The organism is Agrobacterium sp. (assembly GCF_059499945.1).
The window spans coordinates 167778-181496 of sequence record NZ_JCABZP010000014.1; the positions used below are offsets into that span (position 1 = coordinate 167778).

Below are 13719 nucleotides of genomic sequence, written 5' to 3' on the forward strand. Positions count from 1 at the left end.
CGCATGCTTGTTCTTATCATGCGGCTTTGCGAACAGAGAAGCTGTCGAAGGCTGAAACGTGGAGATCCTATGGCCCAGTTCGAGAATAATCGTCAGCGTCTTTTCGTTCCGGCGGTCGCACCGCTTTATAATGCGACGCATGATCTGGTAGAGACCATTCTGCGCGTCACGGCCGGGCTTCTTCTCGTCACCCATGGGTTCGGAAAGATCGTCAATCCTTTTGGTGCTGTCGGCATGGTGGAAAGCCTCGGCTTTTACCCCGGCGTCTTCTGGTCACCGCTGCTTGCCGCCACGGAATTTTTCGGCGGAATTCTGGTCGCTATCGGCCTGTTCACGCGGCCGGCATCCTTCGCGGCCATGATCGTCCTTCTGGTAACGGTTTATTTTCACGGCATCGTAAAGGCGGAAGGTCTGGGCGGGGCGGAAAAGTCGATCCTTTGGGCGGCGATTTTCCTGTTCTTCGCCGTTCGCGGCGGCAACCGGCATTCGGCAGACGCCAAGCTTGCGCGTGAATTCTAGGGCGTATCGCGTCAGATTATCCGCTATTGTCACAATGATGATGTAGCGGCTCTTGAGAATCGATTTTTCTCGTGGTGAAGCTGGATTCGATCGGCATTTCTTGCCGATTGAATCCTTTGTCGTCGCCACGAGGTTTTATGCGCGTTGCAATCATAGAAAACATGGCGGGTACGCCGCATGGGCAGCTCGGCGTCGCGCTGAAAGAAGCGGCGGCGGAAGTCCATATCATCCGCGCCTATGCGGGTGAGCCTCTCCCCAAGGATGCGGCCGATCATGATGCGCTTGTCGTTCTGGGCGGCGAACAGACCGCGCTCGATGATGCGCTTTATCCCTATCTTCCCGATCTTGCCCTTCTCATGAAAGCCTTTGGCGATGCGGGCAAGGCAGTCATGGGCGTCTGCCTTGGCAGCCAGTTGCTGGCGCGCGCCTATGGCGGAGAGAACATTCTCTCCGGCCCGCCGGAGTTCGGCTGGGAAGAGGTGTCCCTGACGGAAGAGGGCGTGTCCGATCCGCTATTGGCTGGGCTCGAAAAGACATTCCCCATTTTTCAGTGGCATTGCGATACATTTACGCTTCCGCCGGACGCCACGCGACTTGCGACCAATGGCGCGACGCGAAACCAGGCCTTTCGCATCGGCCGGGCGGTTTATGGCACACAATTCCATTTCGAAGCCTCCGCTGCCGTGGTTGACGGCTGGTGTCAGACGTTCCCCACTTCCGTCGAAAGAATGTCGCCGGGATGGCTGGAGAATTATCACGACCATCGCAGCTTGCGCGCAGAAATGGCCGATGCAGCCGGGCTGGAAATTGCCCGAGCCTGGGTACGCCTCATCCAGAGCGGCGATTTTCCGTTGCGAAAGTGATCGAGGCCAAACAAAGTTGCGACAGACGGGCTATCGTGCGCAAGGAGGCGCAGAGATCATGTACAAATTCGAAATCTATCAGGACAAGGCCGGCGAATATCGTTTCCGCTTTAAGGCTTCCAACGGCGAAACGATGTTCTCCTCGGAAGGATACCAGGCGAAGGCATCGGCTATTCACGCGATCGAATCGATAAAGAGAAATTCTCCCGGTGCGGACACTGTCGATCTGACCGCCATGACGGCCTGAGCCGCGCCGCCGCGCGAGAACTCGAAGCGTTTCGCCTGCCAGAAATGACGGGCGCATCGGCAGGTGCCGACGTAAAGATAAGATTCAGTCTTTTTTGATAATCTTCCGTTAGCATTTGTATTTCGAGGTCTCCGGGCGGCATCAGAGTGCCCCCGATTTGTTTTGCGTACGGGTTCTCATGCGTTCATCGGCTATGCCAGCACTTCTCTTCGGTTGCCTCCTGCTTGGAGGCTGCACGTCCAGTTCCGGGCCGGAAAGCCTGATGGCCGGCTTGCCTTCGAAGGAAACGACGAGTTCCGTCACGCCATCCGCACCGGTGCCGCAGGCAGGCGTCGGCACCCAGGCCATCGCCGCCCAGCCGCGGCAGCAAGTTCTGGCATGGGGCGGGCCGGTGCCTGACGAGCCCAAGGCCTTTTCCGCCGTCACCCCCAAGGCGTCCTTAACGCAGGATGCGCCTGAAATCCGTTTGCCGGTTCCGCCACAGGCGGCCGGAATGGTGCGGCCGGCGGAGCGCCCCACGATGAACCAGATGGAGCGTCCGGTACAATTGGCCATGGCGGCGGCCCCGGCGGCAAGCGCCGGTGCTCAGATCCGTTCGCGCATTTTCCGCTCCAGCTTCAGTGATGCCAAGCCCATCAATTTCGGCAGGGTTCAGCCCCGTCATTTCCAGGTCCACGGGGTGGATGTATCCCGCTGGCAGGCCAATATAAACTGGCCGCAGCTGCGCACGCGCGGCGCGAATTTCGCCTTCATCAAGGCGACGGATGGTGGTGATCATCTTGATCCGATGTTCCGCACCAATTGGCAGCGCGCAAAGGAAGCGGGCATTCGCCGCGGCGCCTACCATTTCTTCTACTGGTGCCGCAACGCCAGCGAACAGGCGGACTGGTTCATTCGTAATGTACCGCGTGATCCGGACGCGCTGCCGCCCGTCATCGACGTGGAATATAACGGCGAATCGAGCTGCAAGATGCGCCATTCCCGCGAACGCGTGCTGGAAAAGATGCGCGTCTTCATGGACAAGCTTGAGCGCCATTACGGCCAGCGGCCGATCATTTATACGGCGCCCGATTTTTACAAGGATAACCTCCAGGGCGAATTCCAGGATTATCCCTTCTGGCTGCGCGCCGTCGCCCAGCATCCGTCGGTGGTTTATCCCGGTCGCAAGTGGCTGTTCTGGCAATATTCCGGTTCCGGCCTGTCGCATGGCGTCGATGGCCGTATCGATCTCAATGTCTTCAATGGCAGCGAAGACGCATGGCATCGCTGGGTGGATCGCCGCTCGAGCTGATGGTCAGCGCGCGAATTTTCGCGCGCCCGCAACACACAGCACCACAACCAGCGTCACGCCGATCATGGCCGGGCTCACCTCTTCGTGCAGCAGGGTGGCGGCAAGCGCGAGCCCGAAGAAGGGCTGAAGCAATTGCAGCTGCCCCACGGCGGCGATGCCGCCAAGCGCCAGTCCGCGATACCAGAAGATGAAGCCAATCAGCATGCTGAACAGGGAAACATAGGCAAGGCCAGCCCAGGCCTGCGGGTCTATGCCGGCAAGCGTTTCCGGTCCGCTGAAAAAGGCAAGCGGCAGCATCACCGGCAGGGAAAGAACCAGCGCCCAGGAAATGACCTGCCAGCCGCCCAGCTTGCGGGAAAGGGCAGCGCCCTCCGCATAGCCGAGCCCGCAGACGATGATTGCGCCGAGCATCAGAAGATCGCCGGCAAGCGATGCTTCGATCCCGGCGGCAAACGAATTCGAGAGCGAAAAACCCGCAACAAGCGCACTGCCGAGACAGGAAAAGAGCCAGAAGACCGGGCGTGGGCGTTCTCCGCCGCGCAGCACCGCAAAGATCGCGGTTGCGAGCGGCAGCAGTCCCACGAAAACGATAGAATGCGCCGAGGTGACGTGCCGCAGAGCAAGCGCGGTCAATAGCGGGAAACCCACCACGACACCTAGCGAGACGATGAAAAGCGATGTCAGGTCATAGCGCGCCGGGCGTCTTTGCCTGAACAGAAACAGCAGCGCCAGCGCCAGCAGGCCGGCAATGCTGGCGCGGGCGACGGTGAGGAACACGGGATCGAAACCCGTTACCGCGATGCGCGTGGCGGGCAGCGAACCGCTGAATATCACCACGCCTGTCAGGCCGCTCAGCCAGCCGCTCGTCGTCTTGTCCATCGTCAACTCCTGCGTTTTGCCTTTCTTGATCCCGAATGGCTGGCGGGAACAGCGACAATCATATACAATTTCAACAAACTGTTATGGTTTCATGAGCGGTACGGTTGGAGAGAATCATGGATGGACAGGTCGCTGTTGGCACGCGCATAGAAAAGGTGATGGCAAGTGTTCGGCAACGCATCGCCTCGCGCAGCCTCGTGCCGGGCGCGCGTCTTCCATCGGTGCGGGCTCTGGCGAAGACCATGCAGGTGTCCACCTCCACCATCGTCGAGGCCTACGACCGGCTTGTGGCGGAGGGTACGATAAGCTCGCGCCCCGGCTCCGGTTTTTTCGTTTCAGGTCCGCTTGCACCCCTCTCGCTCGCCGATATCGAACCACAGCTCGACAGGGCGGTGGATCCCTTATGGGTTTCGCGGCAGGCGCTGGATGAAAGTTCCGTTCTCGCCAAACCCGGTTGCGGCTGGCTTCCCGTATCGTGGATGCCGCAAGAGGCATTGAGGCGAGCCATGCGCGGGCTTGCCCGCGCCGACGCCGCCCTGCTGACGGATTATGGCAGCCCGATGGGGCTGTTGCCGCTGCGCCAGCTTCTGTCGCGCCGGCTGGCCGAACACGGGGTGCAGGCGGGCGCCAGCCAGATCATGCTCACCGACTCCGGCACGCAGGCGATCGATCTTCTGTGCCGTTTCCTGCTGCAGCCGGGGGATACGGTTGTTGTCGATGACCCCTGTTATTTCAATTTCCACGCCCTCCTGCGGGCGCATCGGGTGAAGATCATCGGCGTACCCTATACGCCAACCGGACCGGACCTGGCGCTTTTCGAACAGGCGCTGAAAGACCATCAGCCCCGGCTTTATATCACTAATTCCGCAATCCATAATCCGACAGGTGCAAGGCTTTCCGCCGTTTCCGCCCATCGGCTGCTGATGCTGGCTGAACAGGCGGGGCTAACCATCATAGAGGATGATATTTTTGCCGATTTCGAAACCCAGGCTGCGCCCCGGCTGGCGACCTTCGATGGTCTGAACCGTGTCGTCCAGATAGGCAGTTTTTCAAAAACACTGTCGGCCTCCATACGGTGCGGTTTCATTGCAGCACCTGTCGCGTGGGTGGAAGCCTTGACCGATCTCAAGATCGCCACCGCTTTTGGCGGAACTCATTTTTCGGCGGCGCTGATCCTCTCGCTTTTGACCGATGGCAGTTACCGCAAGCATGTCGAGGCACTCAGGCAGCGTCTTGCGGCAGCGATGCCGGAGGTGGCGGCGCGTTTGAAATCGATCGGATGTGTGCCGTGGATCGAGCCGCAGGCGGGCATGTTTTTGTGGTGTCACCTGCCAGAGGGGAGCGATGCCGCCGATGTTGCGCGCCGGGCGCTTTCGCGGCAGGTGGTGCTAGCCCCCGGCAATGTGTTCAGCTCGTCGCAAAGTGCCTCCGGTTTCATGCGTTTCAATGTGTCGCAAATGGCAGATCCGCAGGTCATGACGGTGCTGGCGGAGGCACTTCAGCAAGGGCCCGAACTTCGTCGGTTGTAAGCGTTCTGGAAGGAATCGGAACAAAATCCCGTGAACGTCGTTTTCTTCGCAGAATGAAGAGGAGGAAATACCATGACATTCGATCCCAACAACCCGCGTCCGGACCGCGATCTTCGTCCGGAAGTGAATATCAGCAATGAACCGCGTGCCCGCACGTCGTCGTCCTGGGTGCCGTGGTTGGCGATCATCGTTGTCGTTCTGGTAGGCGTTTTCGCCTGGTCGCAGATGAGCGGCCCGACCACCGATCCGGCAACAACATCCTCCACCACGCCGCCTGCAGCAACGGATCAGGCACCGGCGCCGATGGCTCCGACCACTCCGGCAACACCGCCTGCGAACAATACCGCACCGGCAAGCCCGACTACCGGCGGCACGCAGACCCAGCCGTAATAGGCTTATTGATAGGATAAAACCGCCTGCCTCCGCGCGGGCGGTTTTTCCTTGCAAGAGTGACCGTCACCCGCCGTTAGAGCCTTTCCATCGCGGAAGGGTCGTTGGAAAGACGGGACCAGCGGCTAAGGGACTCCTGTGCCAGTTGCGAGAGGGCAATGCTTCCGAAACGGGACAGCAGAATGTTTTCCGCCTCTTTCATGGCGTCAAAAAGCGCCGTGTTGACGGCCTGTTCGATGACGCAGTTCGGATTGTCGCCTGCCAGCCCGATTGAAAACAGTTCCGGTGCGCCAAGCGCCCGGTAAATATCGAGCAGCGTGATTTCGCTGAGCGGCCGCGCCAGCACCCACCCGCCGCCATGGCCTTTTTCCGACGATACATAACCATGCTCGCGCAAGCCGGCCATGGTTCTGCGCACCACCACCGGATTGGTCTGAATCATCGCCGCAATGCTCTCGGAGGTCGCGGCGCCCTCATGTTTTTCCATATGGATCAGAATATGCAGCACCCGTGAAAGGCGCGTGTCGTGTCTCATTGCCCAAACCCGTCTGTTTGCATCGACGCTATCACCTTCAAGATGACGTAACAATATAAGTTGCGTGACCATTGACTCTCAAAATCATGTAACAATATAAGTATCGTGAAATTAACGGGCACTTCCGCCTCCTCCTGAAACGATGGGTGCATCATGAAATTCGACGTCATCATAATCGGCGGCAGCTATGCCGGTCTCTCAGCCGCCCTGCAGCTTGGACGCGCCAGAAAAAACATTCTGATGGTGGATGCCGGTGAACGGAGAAACCGTTTCGCCAACCATTCCCACGGTTTTCTCGGCCAGGACGGCAAGGCGCCAAGCGAGATTATCGCCGAGGCGCGCCGCCAGATCGAACGTTATCCGACCATAAAATGGGCCGAAGGCAGGGTGACCGATGCCGAAGGCTCCTTTGGTGATTTTGCAATCGAGATCGATGGCAACCGCCGTGAGACTGCGGATCGGCTGATCCTCGCCATTGGTGTCACCGATGAATTGCCTGGTATCGCCGGGCTGAAGGAGCGTTGGGGCTCTTCAGTCTTCCATTGCCCCTATTGCCATGGTTACGAGCTCAATCAGGAAAAGATTGGCGTTATCGCCGCTTCACCTTTGGCCATTCACCACGCATTGATGCTTCCGGACTGGGGTGAGACGACCTTTTTCACCAACGGCGTATTCGAGCCGGACGAGGACCAGTATTCGATGCTGACAGCGCGCGGTGTCCGGATGGAAACAACCGGCATCAGGGAAATTGCGGGGCATGCGGATGTCGTCCTGACAGATGGACGCAGCATTCCCTTGGCCGGTCTTTTCACCCAGCCGATATTGCGGATCACCGCCGACTGGATCGAAAAACTCGGCTGCGCGGTGGAGGAGGGGCCGATGGGATCAACCATCGTCACAGACCCGATGAAGCAGACCACCACCCGAGGTATCTTCGCCTGCGGCGATGTGGCAAGACCCGCCGGCTCGGTCGCCCTTGCGGTGGGCGACGGCGCGATGGCGGGCGCTGCGGCTCACCGGTCGATCCTGTTTCCGGAAATGCTCTAGGGTGAGACGAGGTTCAGCCAGCGGCCCGGAGGCATGCCGAAGGCATTTTTGAAATGCCGGGTGAAATGCGCCTGGTCCGCAAAACCGCAGGCGAAGGCCGTTTCGGCAAGACCCGTACCTGCGCGCATCATGTCCTTGCATTTCTGCAGCCGCCGCATGATGAGATAACGGTGCGGGCTCGTGCCGAACAGGCAACGAAAGTGCCGGAAAAGCGTGAAGCGGTCGAGCCCGCTTATCCGTTCCAGTTCTTCAGAACCAACGGTGTCGGCGCTATTCTCCAGCAGATAGTCCCGGCATCGCAAAACGGCGATGCGGTCAATCCGCTTGATGGTTCTGGTGCTTCCGTTTGAATGTTTCCAGAGCAGATCCGCCAGTCTCGATTGCCAGTCGGTGAGAAGTAGATTGTCCGGTTCGTCTTCGAGATTACCGAGTGCCTCGATGAGGCATTGCCGGAATTCTTCGTCCTCGATGATGGCATTTCGGGCAAAGGGCAGCGCGTTATATCCCGCCTCCGTCGTTTTTTCCGGTGGGAGGTAGAGCATTCGATAGTGCAGGCCCTCGTCAGTGCCCGCGCCGCCATCGTGAACCTCGTCGGGATGCAGGACGATGACATTTCCCGGCATGCTGAAATGCGATGTGCCACGATAGGAAAAGGTCTGGACGCCGGAAAGCGTGACGCCAATCGCATAAGTATCATGGCGATGCGGGGCATAGGCATTGCCGTGAAAACGCGCGTCTATGCGTTCGATGCCCTCGCTGGAGGGCGCCTGCACGATCCCTTCGAATTTGCACGAACGTTCAAGATCGCCGCCGCCCCGAGGCGCTAGGGTCGCTTCTCTTTCGTAACCACAGCCAGATTGAGTTCGCATGTTTGATACCAAGATCGCCGTCATCCTTCGCGATGACCTTGCCGTGTGGCAAAAACTGAACGTTACCGCATTCCTCATGTCCGGGATCGTCGCCCAGACCAAGGAGATCATTGGAGAACCATACCGCGACGGGGCAGGCAACGTCTATAATCCCCTGTCCATCCAGCCTGTCGTCGTCATGGCCACGGATCAGGAGGCGCTGCGCAAAATCCACCAGCGATCCCTCGAGCGCGACGTCACGACATCGCTTTATATCGAGGAAATGTTCGCTACCGGGCACGACGTCGCCAATCGCCAGGTATTTTCGGAGTTTTCTCCTGACAACGCCAAGGTGGTCGGCATGGCGCTGAGGGCCGACAAGAAGATCGTCGACAAGATCACCAAGGGCGCGAAGCTGCACGGGTGATCGGACCCTAAAACGCAAAAGGGAGGCTGTGGGCCTCCCTTCAAGAACGATGGCAAGTGATTGCCGCTTATTCGTCGTTCATCTTCAGAGCGGCGATGAAGGCTTCCTGCGGAATTTCCACCTTGCCGAACTGGCGCATGCGCTTCTTGCCTTCCTTCTGCTTGTCCAGAAGCTTGCGTTTGCGCGTTGCGTCGCCGCCGTAGCACTTCGCCGTCACGTCCTTGCGCAGCGCGCGCACGGTTTCGCGGGCGATGACCTTGCCGCCGATGGCCGCCTGGATCGGGATCTGGAACATGTGCGGCGGAATGAGTTCCTTCAGCTTTTCGCACATGCCGCGTCCGCGCCGGTCTGCCGCCGAGCGGTGAACCAGCATGGACAGCGCATCCACGGGATCGCCATTGACGAGGATCGACATCTTCACGAGGTCGCCTTCGCGGTAGTCGATGATGTTGTAATCGAACGAGGCGTAACCCTTGGAGATGGACTTCAGCCGGTCGTAGAAATCGAACACCACTTCGTTGAGCGGGAGTTCATAGGTGATCATCGCGCGGTTGCCGACATAGGTCAGCTCCGTCTGCAGGCCGCGCCGGTCCTGACAGAGTTTCAGGATGCCGCCGAGATATTCGTCGGGCGTCAGGATCGTCGCCTTGATCCACGGCTCGCGGATTTCCTTGATCTTCACAACGTCGGGCATGTCGGCCGGGTTATGCAGCTCTTTTTCCGTGCCATCGGTCAGCGTCATTTCATAGACGACCGACGGGGCAGTGGCGACGAGATCGAGATTGAACTCGCGCTCGAGGCGTTCCTGAATGATTTCGAGATGCAGCAGGCCGAGGAAGCCGCAGCGGAAACCGAAGCCGAGGGCGGCGGACGATTCCATTTCGAAGGAGAAGGAAGCATCGTTGAGGCGAAGTTTACCGACCGCTGCGCGCAGGTCTTCGAAGTCGGCCGCATCGACCGGGAAGAGACCGCAGAACACCACGGGCTGTGCTGGCTTGAAGCCGGGCAGGGCCTGCGCCGTCGGGCGCTTGTCGTCGGTGATGGTATCGCCAACGCGCGTATCGGCGACTTCCTTGATCGAGGCGGTGATGAAGCCGATCTCGCCGGGGCCGAGGCTGTCGACATTGACCATCTTCGGGGTGAGCACACCGACGCGCTCGATGCCGTATTTCGCGCCCGAACCCATCATGCGGATCTGCTGACCCTTGCTCAGCACGCCGTCGATGACGCGCACGAGAACCATGACGCCGAGATAGGTGTCGTACCAGCTATCAACCAGCAGCGCCTTCAGCGGCCCGTTTTCACCGACTTCACTTTTCGGCGGCGGCAGGCGATTGACGATGGCTTCCAGAACATCGGGAATGCCAAGCCCGGTCTTCGCCGAAATCATCACGGCGTCGGACGCATCGATGCCGATCACCTCCTCGATCTGCTCCTTGATGCGGTCGGGTTCGGCCGCCGGCAGGTCGATCTTGTTGAGCACGGTGACCAGCTCGTGATTATTGTCGATCGCCTGATAGACGTTCGCCAGCGTCTGGGCTTCGACGCCCTGCGATGCGTCGACCACCAGCAGCGAACCTTCACAGGCCGAAAGCGAGCGGGACACTTCGTAGGCGAAGTCGACGTGGCCGGGCGTGTCAATGAGGTTCAGCACATAGGTCTCACCGTTATTCGCCTTGTAGTGCAGGCGCACGGTCTGAGCCTTGATGGTGATGCCACGCTCGCGCTCGATATCCATCGAATCGAGAACCTGTTCCGACATGTCGCGTTCGGCAAGGCCGCCCGTCGACTGGATCAACCGGTCGGCCAGCGTCGATTTGCCGTGATCGATGTGGGCAACGATCGAGAAGTTGCGGATATGGTCCAGGGGCGTGCGGGTCGAATTTGTGCTCATGTCCCGCGCTATAGCAGGGGCTTCTCATGCCGCAAAGCGGGAATTTGGTTAAAAGCCTTTTAAAATGGGCTTTTTAGATCGCAAATTGCTCTGGCCAGTCGCGGCGGGTGGCAACCTGCCCTTCGGTGCGGAGCCTTGCAACGGCGGCAAGATCGATATCGGCGATGAGAAGGCTGCTTTGCGTCACCGCATCACTCTCGCTTTCCGCGATGATGCCGGATGCCGGCATGCCGTAATCCGAAGGCACATAAAGTGCGGCGCGGCCGCGATTTTCATCAACCGCAGGAGACCACGGGGCCTCGCCCGCGGTGGGGGAGGAGAGGATGGCATATTGGTTTTCCAGCGCCCGCGCCTGCGCGCCAATCCGCACCCGGTAAGCACCCGCCAGCGTGTCGGTGCAGCTGGGGGCGAGAACGAGTTCGACGCCAAGCTCCGCCAGCCTGCGGCCCAGCATCGGGAACTCGTTGTCGTAACAGATGAGAATGCCGAGCTTGCCGATCGGCGTCTCGAAGGCTTTCAGTCCCTCGACGCCCGCATGAATGTTCCACTGCTCCCGCTCGAAACGGGTCATGATCTGCTTGTCCTGATAACCGATCAGCCCATCCGGGCCGAACAGCCATGCGCGGTTGCGGAACTTGTCGTCCGGGTCCTTTACTGGCGCGCTGCCCGGCTGGAAGAGGATTTGATGTTGCCGCGCCAGTTCCTCGCAAAGCTCCACCCAGGAAGGGATCAACGGCTGTATCTCTTCGATGGAACGATGCAGATCGGAACGCGCGTCGGGTGGCAATTGCCCGGTCAGCGCCATAGCCGAATATTCCGGCAACAGCAGCAGTTCGGCGCCTTTTTCCTTAGCCTCGCGGACGATGGCGGAAAGATGCGCGGCATAAGCCTCCCATGTCTCGATCAGTTCGATGGCATATTGGCTGGCGGCGAGGCGTGTCATTTATCTCCGTCTCCGGCAAGAATGGTCTTCATCCAGAAGGACAGGGGTTTCGGGCTCTCGGTGTTTTCGTCGAGGTCCTGCCATGTGAAGTTGGTGCGCAGTTCAGGGTGATGGTGATAACCGCGCTTTTCCCAGAAGGCATTGAGCGGCACGTAATCCGCCGGCCGGCGGGGATGGTCGGCAGGCCGCTCGACCGCGCAGAAGGTGCAACGGTTAAAGCCGAGCCTCTTTGCATGCGCCTCCCGCTCCTCGAAGAAGCGCACGCCTATCCCGTGACCGCGATAGCCGGGCAGCAGCACGCTTTCACCGAAATAAAATATCCGGTCCGGATCGTAGCCCGCTTCGGCAAACGGTGCTTTCACCTCATCGGTCTCTGCCGCCATCGGCATGCCGGTGGACATGCCGACCACTCTGGCGTCATCGAGCGCCAGCACGAAGACCGCGCCGTCCGTATCGGCATAGGTCGCGAGATATTTGCGTTCATAATCCAGCGAACCGTCGTAGAGATAGGGAAAAGCGCGAAACACCTCGATCCGCAGGCGCGCGAGATCATCGAAATAGGGTGTGGCGTCAATGCCGGAAAGAGACTTGATTTCGACGGTCATGGGCATTTCACTTTCGGTTGCACTGGTTATACCGTCATGGAAAACCCGCGCAAGCATTGAACGGAGAAGACGATGACCGCTGCCGAGACCATCCGCGCCTATTACGAAGCCTTCAACCGTCAGGACATGGATGCCTTTCTGGCGCTCCTTCATGACGAGGTGGTGCATGACATCAATCAGGGCGAGCGCCAGACCGGCAAGGCCGCCTTCGCCTCCTTCATGGACCACATGAACCGCTGCTATAAGGAAAACCTCACCGATATGGTCATCATGGCGAGCGATGACGGCAAGCGTGTTTCCGCCGAATTCATCGTTAATGGTGAATATCTCAAGACCGATGAGGGATTGCCCGAGGCGAGTAGCCAGAAATATGTACTGCCGGCCGGCGCCTTCTTCGACCTGAAGGATGGAAAAGTTAGCCGAGTAACGAACTACTATAATCTGAACGACTGGATTGCCCAGGTCGGCGCTTAAGGCGTGATTTCTCGCCCGCAATCGGCGGGCAAGAGATAATCCTTGTTTCCATTATCATGGATATTGACTCCATCATATGAGAATGCAATTCTCGTATGATGGAAAACGAAGATCATATTCTTGAGCGCTCGATCGGTGAGCGGATCAAAACATTGCGGGCTGAAAACGGCCTGACGCTGGACAGGCTTGCGTCTGAATCCGGCGTCAGCCGCGCCATGATTTCCCGTATCGAGCGCGGGGAGGCGAGCCCAACCGCGTCGCTGCTTGCCCGCATCTGCGCAGCCCTTGGTCTGTCGCTCTCCGGCTTTTTCGCCGAAAACGAAGAGGCTGTTTCCCCGCTGGTGAGAAAGCGTGACCAGCAGGTCTGGAAAGACCCCGAGACAGGCTATGTCCGCCGCGCCATTTCCCCGCCGCGTGTGGGTTCCGATGTCGATATCGTCGAAGTCGAATTTCCGGCCGGTGCGCGCGTCGGTTTCCCGCCGCATGCGGCAAGCCGGGGGATGACGCAATATGTCTGGCTTTTCGAAGGTGTGCTGGAAATGACAAGCGGCGGAGACGTTCACCGGCTGGAGCCCGGCGATTGCCTTTTCATGCCGGTGGGAGAAGGGCACGTCTTCCACAATCCTTCCGAAAAACCTGCCCGTTACGCCGTCGTGCTGGATCAAAGACAGCGCTGATTTCCCTACAGGAGTTCTTATGGCCACTATCCGCGTGTTGAACCGGGAAGAGACGATCGATGCCCTGCCTGAACTCTGCGAAGTCCTCGCCGCCTGCGTGAATGGCGGTGCATCCGTCGGCTTCATGTTGCCCTTTTCCCCACAGGATGCTGAACCCTTCTGGCGATCCGTGGCGGAAACGACAGGCGAGGGTGCGACCATTCATGTGGCGGCGGAGGTGGATGGCAAGGTGGTGGGCACCGTGCAGGTCGGTCTTGCCTCGAAGCCCAATCAGCCGCATCGCGGTGATCTGATGAAGCTTCTCGTGCACCCATCCGCACGCGGCCTCGGACTTGCCCGTATGCTCATGCAAAAGGTGGAGGAGGAGGCGGTAAAACGTGGCCGTACCCTTCTGGTTCTGGATACGGCCACGGGTAGCGATGCCGAGGCGATTTATCCTCGTCTTGGCTGGGAGCGGGTCGGCGTCATTCCCGATTACGCCCTGTTCCCGGATGGACGCTTTTGCGGCACCACCCTGTTCTACAAGCGGATCGGCTAGTCTTTTCAGACTT

17 protein-coding genes are annotated in these 13719 nt (G+C 59.3%); 11 read left to right on the forward strand and 6 right to left on the reverse strand.

What is annotated here, in order from left to right; translation table 11 throughout:
* Window positions 1–69 precede the first annotated feature (69 nt).
* From AC5I5B_RS12520 to AC5I5B_RS12535, 4 genes are all read left to right on the forward strand, one after another.
* Window positions 70–519, forward strand: coding sequence for a DoxX family protein (locus AC5I5B_RS12520; RefSeq protein ID WP_003524478.1), 450 nt, complete (start codon window positions 70–72; stop codon window positions 517–519).
* A gap of 137 nt (window positions 520–656) precedes the next feature.
* On the forward strand, window positions 657–1382 hold the full coding sequence (locus AC5I5B_RS12525; RefSeq protein WP_162695468.1) for a type 1 glutamine amidotransferase: 726 nt from the start codon (window positions 657–659) through the stop codon (window positions 1380–1382).
* A gap of 58 nt (window positions 1383–1440) precedes the next feature.
* Window positions 1441–1629: a YegP family protein gene (locus AC5I5B_RS12530; RefSeq protein ID WP_003507411.1), complete on the forward strand. Its 189-nt coding sequence runs from the start codon at window positions 1441–1443 to the stop codon at window positions 1627–1629.
* A gap of 178 nt (window positions 1630–1807) precedes the next feature.
* Window positions 1808–2920 carry a glycoside hydrolase family 25 protein gene (locus AC5I5B_RS12535; protein WP_111833774.1) on the forward strand — a complete coding sequence of 371 codons (1113 nt, stop codon included), beginning with the start codon at window positions 1808–1810 and terminating at the stop codon, window positions 2918–2920.
* A 3-nt stretch (window positions 2921–2923) separates the two neighbouring features.
* On the opposite strand, the gene AC5I5B_RS12540 is transcribed toward AC5I5B_RS12535, so the two are convergent.
* The gene (locus AC5I5B_RS12540) at window positions 2924–3799 is read right to left on the reverse strand and encodes a DMT family transporter (RefSeq protein ID WP_111833773.1); all 876 of its coding nucleotides are present in this window, start codon (window positions 3797–3799) and stop codon (window positions 2924–2926) included.
* Between the two features lie 116 nt (window positions 3800–3915).
* On the opposite strand from AC5I5B_RS12540, the gene AC5I5B_RS12545 reads away from it, so the two are divergent.
* A complete protein-coding gene (locus AC5I5B_RS12545; protein WP_111833772.1) occupies window positions 3916–5328 on the forward strand; it encodes an aminotransferase-like domain-containing protein in 1413 nt (470 codons plus the stop codon).
* A 72-nt stretch (window positions 5329–5400) separates the two neighbouring features.
* On the forward strand, window positions 5401–5718 hold the full coding sequence (locus tag AC5I5B_RS12550; protein WP_003507415.1) for a hypothetical protein: 318 nt from the start codon (window positions 5401–5403) through the stop codon (window positions 5716–5718).
* A 76-nt stretch (window positions 5719–5794) separates the two neighbouring features.
* Here the strand turns inward: AC5I5B_RS12550 and AC5I5B_RS12555 are convergent, their stop codons facing one another.
* Window positions 5795–6253, reverse strand: a complete 459-nt coding sequence (locus AC5I5B_RS12555) for an Rrf2 family transcriptional regulator (protein ID WP_495752737.1) — start codon at window positions 6251–6253, stop codon at window positions 5795–5797.
* Between the two features lie 153 nt (window positions 6254–6406).
* Between AC5I5B_RS12555 and AC5I5B_RS12560 the strand changes: the two genes are divergently transcribed.
* A complete protein-coding gene (locus AC5I5B_RS12560; protein ID WP_111833770.1) occupies window positions 6407–7300 on the forward strand; it encodes an NAD(P)/FAD-dependent oxidoreductase in 894 nt (297 codons plus the stop codon).
* On the opposite strand, the gene AC5I5B_RS12565 is transcribed toward AC5I5B_RS12560, so the two are convergent.
* On the reverse strand, window positions 7297–8073 hold the full coding sequence (locus AC5I5B_RS12565; RefSeq protein WP_162695467.1) for an AraC family ligand binding domain-containing protein: 777 nt from the start codon (window positions 8071–8073) through the stop codon (window positions 7297–7299). The genes AC5I5B_RS12560 and AC5I5B_RS12565 overlap by 4 nt on opposite strands.
* A gap of 94 nt (window positions 8074–8167) precedes the next feature.
* Here AC5I5B_RS12565 and AC5I5B_RS12570 point away from each other — a divergent pair, with 94 nt between their 5' ends.
* On the forward strand, window positions 8168–8575 hold the full coding sequence (locus AC5I5B_RS12570) for a DUF2000 family protein (protein ID WP_003507428.1): 408 nt from the start codon (window positions 8168–8170) through the stop codon (window positions 8573–8575).
* A gap of 67 nt (window positions 8576–8642) precedes the next feature.
* On the opposite strand, the gene lepA is transcribed toward AC5I5B_RS12570, so the two are convergent.
* From lepA to AC5I5B_RS12585, 3 genes are all read right to left on the reverse strand, one after another.
* The gene (lepA, locus tag AC5I5B_RS12575) at window positions 8643–10481 is read right to left on the reverse strand and encodes a translation elongation factor 4 (protein ID WP_035213098.1); all 1839 of its coding nucleotides are present in this window, start codon (window positions 10479–10481) and stop codon (window positions 8643–8645) included.
* A 61-nt stretch (window positions 10482–10542) separates the two neighbouring features.
* Window positions 10543–11412 carry a carbon-nitrogen hydrolase family protein gene (locus tag AC5I5B_RS12580; protein ID WP_020812478.1) on the reverse strand — a complete coding sequence of 290 codons (870 nt, stop codon included), beginning with the start codon at window positions 11410–11412 and terminating at the stop codon, window positions 10543–10545.
* Window positions 11409–12017 (reverse strand): GNAT family N-acetyltransferase, encoded by a 609-nt coding sequence (locus AC5I5B_RS12585; RefSeq protein WP_020812479.1) that lies wholly within the window; start codon window positions 12015–12017, stop codon window positions 11409–11411. The genes AC5I5B_RS12580 and AC5I5B_RS12585 overlap by 4 nt, the downstream gene beginning before the upstream one ends.
* 72 nt (window positions 12018–12089) lie before the next feature.
* On the opposite strand from AC5I5B_RS12585, the gene AC5I5B_RS12590 reads away from it, so the two are divergent.
* The 3 genes from AC5I5B_RS12590 (at window position 12090) to AC5I5B_RS12600 (ending at window position 13706) form a co-directional block, all read left to right on the forward strand.
* On the forward strand, window positions 12090–12491 hold the full coding sequence (locus AC5I5B_RS12590; protein ID WP_060722784.1) for a ketosteroid isomerase-related protein: 402 nt from the start codon (window positions 12090–12092) through the stop codon (window positions 12489–12491).
* 95 nt (window positions 12492–12586) lie between these two features.
* Window positions 12587–13168: a helix-turn-helix domain-containing protein gene (locus tag AC5I5B_RS12595; RefSeq protein WP_003507440.1), complete on the forward strand. Its 582-nt coding sequence runs from the start codon at window positions 12587–12589 to the stop codon at window positions 13166–13168.
* Window positions 13169–13187: 19 nt separating this feature from the next.
* The gene (locus AC5I5B_RS12600; protein ID WP_080865742.1) at window positions 13188–13706 is read left to right on the forward strand and encodes a GNAT family N-acetyltransferase; all 519 of its coding nucleotides are present in this window, start codon (window positions 13188–13190) and stop codon (window positions 13704–13706) included.
* The last annotated feature ends 13 nt before the right edge of the window (window positions 13707–13719 follow it).

Coding starts and splice junctions, on each gene's coding strand:
- AC5I5B_RS12520 (WP_003524478.1), top strand. CDS start 70: ATGGCCCAGTTCGAGAATAATCGTCAGCGTCTTTTCGTTCCGGCGGTC.
- AC5I5B_RS12525 (WP_162695468.1), top strand. CDS start 657: ATGCGCGTTGCAATCATAGAAAACATGGCGGGTACGCCGCATGGGCAG.
- AC5I5B_RS12530 (WP_003507411.1), top strand. CDS start 1,441: ATGTACAAATTCGAAATCTATCAGGACAAGGCCGGCGAATATCGTTTC.
- AC5I5B_RS12535 (WP_111833774.1), top strand. CDS start 1,808: ATGCGTTCATCGGCTATGCCAGCACTTCTCTTCGGTTGCCTCCTGCTT.
- AC5I5B_RS12540 (WP_111833773.1), bottom strand. CDS start 3,799: ATGGACAAGACGACGAGCGGCTGGCTGAGCGGCCTGACAGGCGTGGTG.
- AC5I5B_RS12545 (WP_111833772.1), top strand. CDS start 3,916: ATGGATGGACAGGTCGCTGTTGGCACGCGCATAGAAAAGGTGATGGCA.
- AC5I5B_RS12550 (WP_003507415.1), top strand. CDS start 5,401: ATGACATTCGATCCCAACAACCCGCGTCCGGACCGCGATCTTCGTCCG.
- AC5I5B_RS12555 (WP_495752737.1), bottom strand. CDS start 6,253: ATGAGACACGACACGCGCCTTTCACGGGTGCTGCATATTCTGATCCAT.
- AC5I5B_RS12560 (WP_111833770.1), top strand. CDS start 6,407: ATGAAATTCGACGTCATCATAATCGGCGGCAGCTATGCCGGTCTCTCA.
- AC5I5B_RS12570 (WP_003507428.1), top strand. CDS start 8,168: ATGTTTGATACCAAGATCGCCGTCATCCTTCGCGATGACCTTGCCGTG.
- AC5I5B_RS12580 (WP_020812478.1), bottom strand. CDS start 11,412: ATGACACGCCTCGCCGCCAGCCAATATGCCATCGAACTGATCGAGACA.
- AC5I5B_RS12585 (WP_020812479.1), bottom strand. CDS start 12,017: ATGACCGTCGAAATCAAGTCTCTTTCCGGCATTGACGCCACACCCTAT.
- AC5I5B_RS12590 (WP_060722784.1), top strand. CDS start 12,090: ATGACCGCTGCCGAGACCATCCGCGCCTATTACGAAGCCTTCAACCGT.
- AC5I5B_RS12595 (WP_003507440.1), top strand. CDS start 12,587: ATGATGGAAAACGAAGATCATATTCTTGAGCGCTCGATCGGTGAGCGG.
- AC5I5B_RS12600 (WP_080865742.1), top strand. CDS start 13,188: ATGGCCACTATCCGCGTGTTGAACCGGGAAGAGACGATCGATGCCCTG.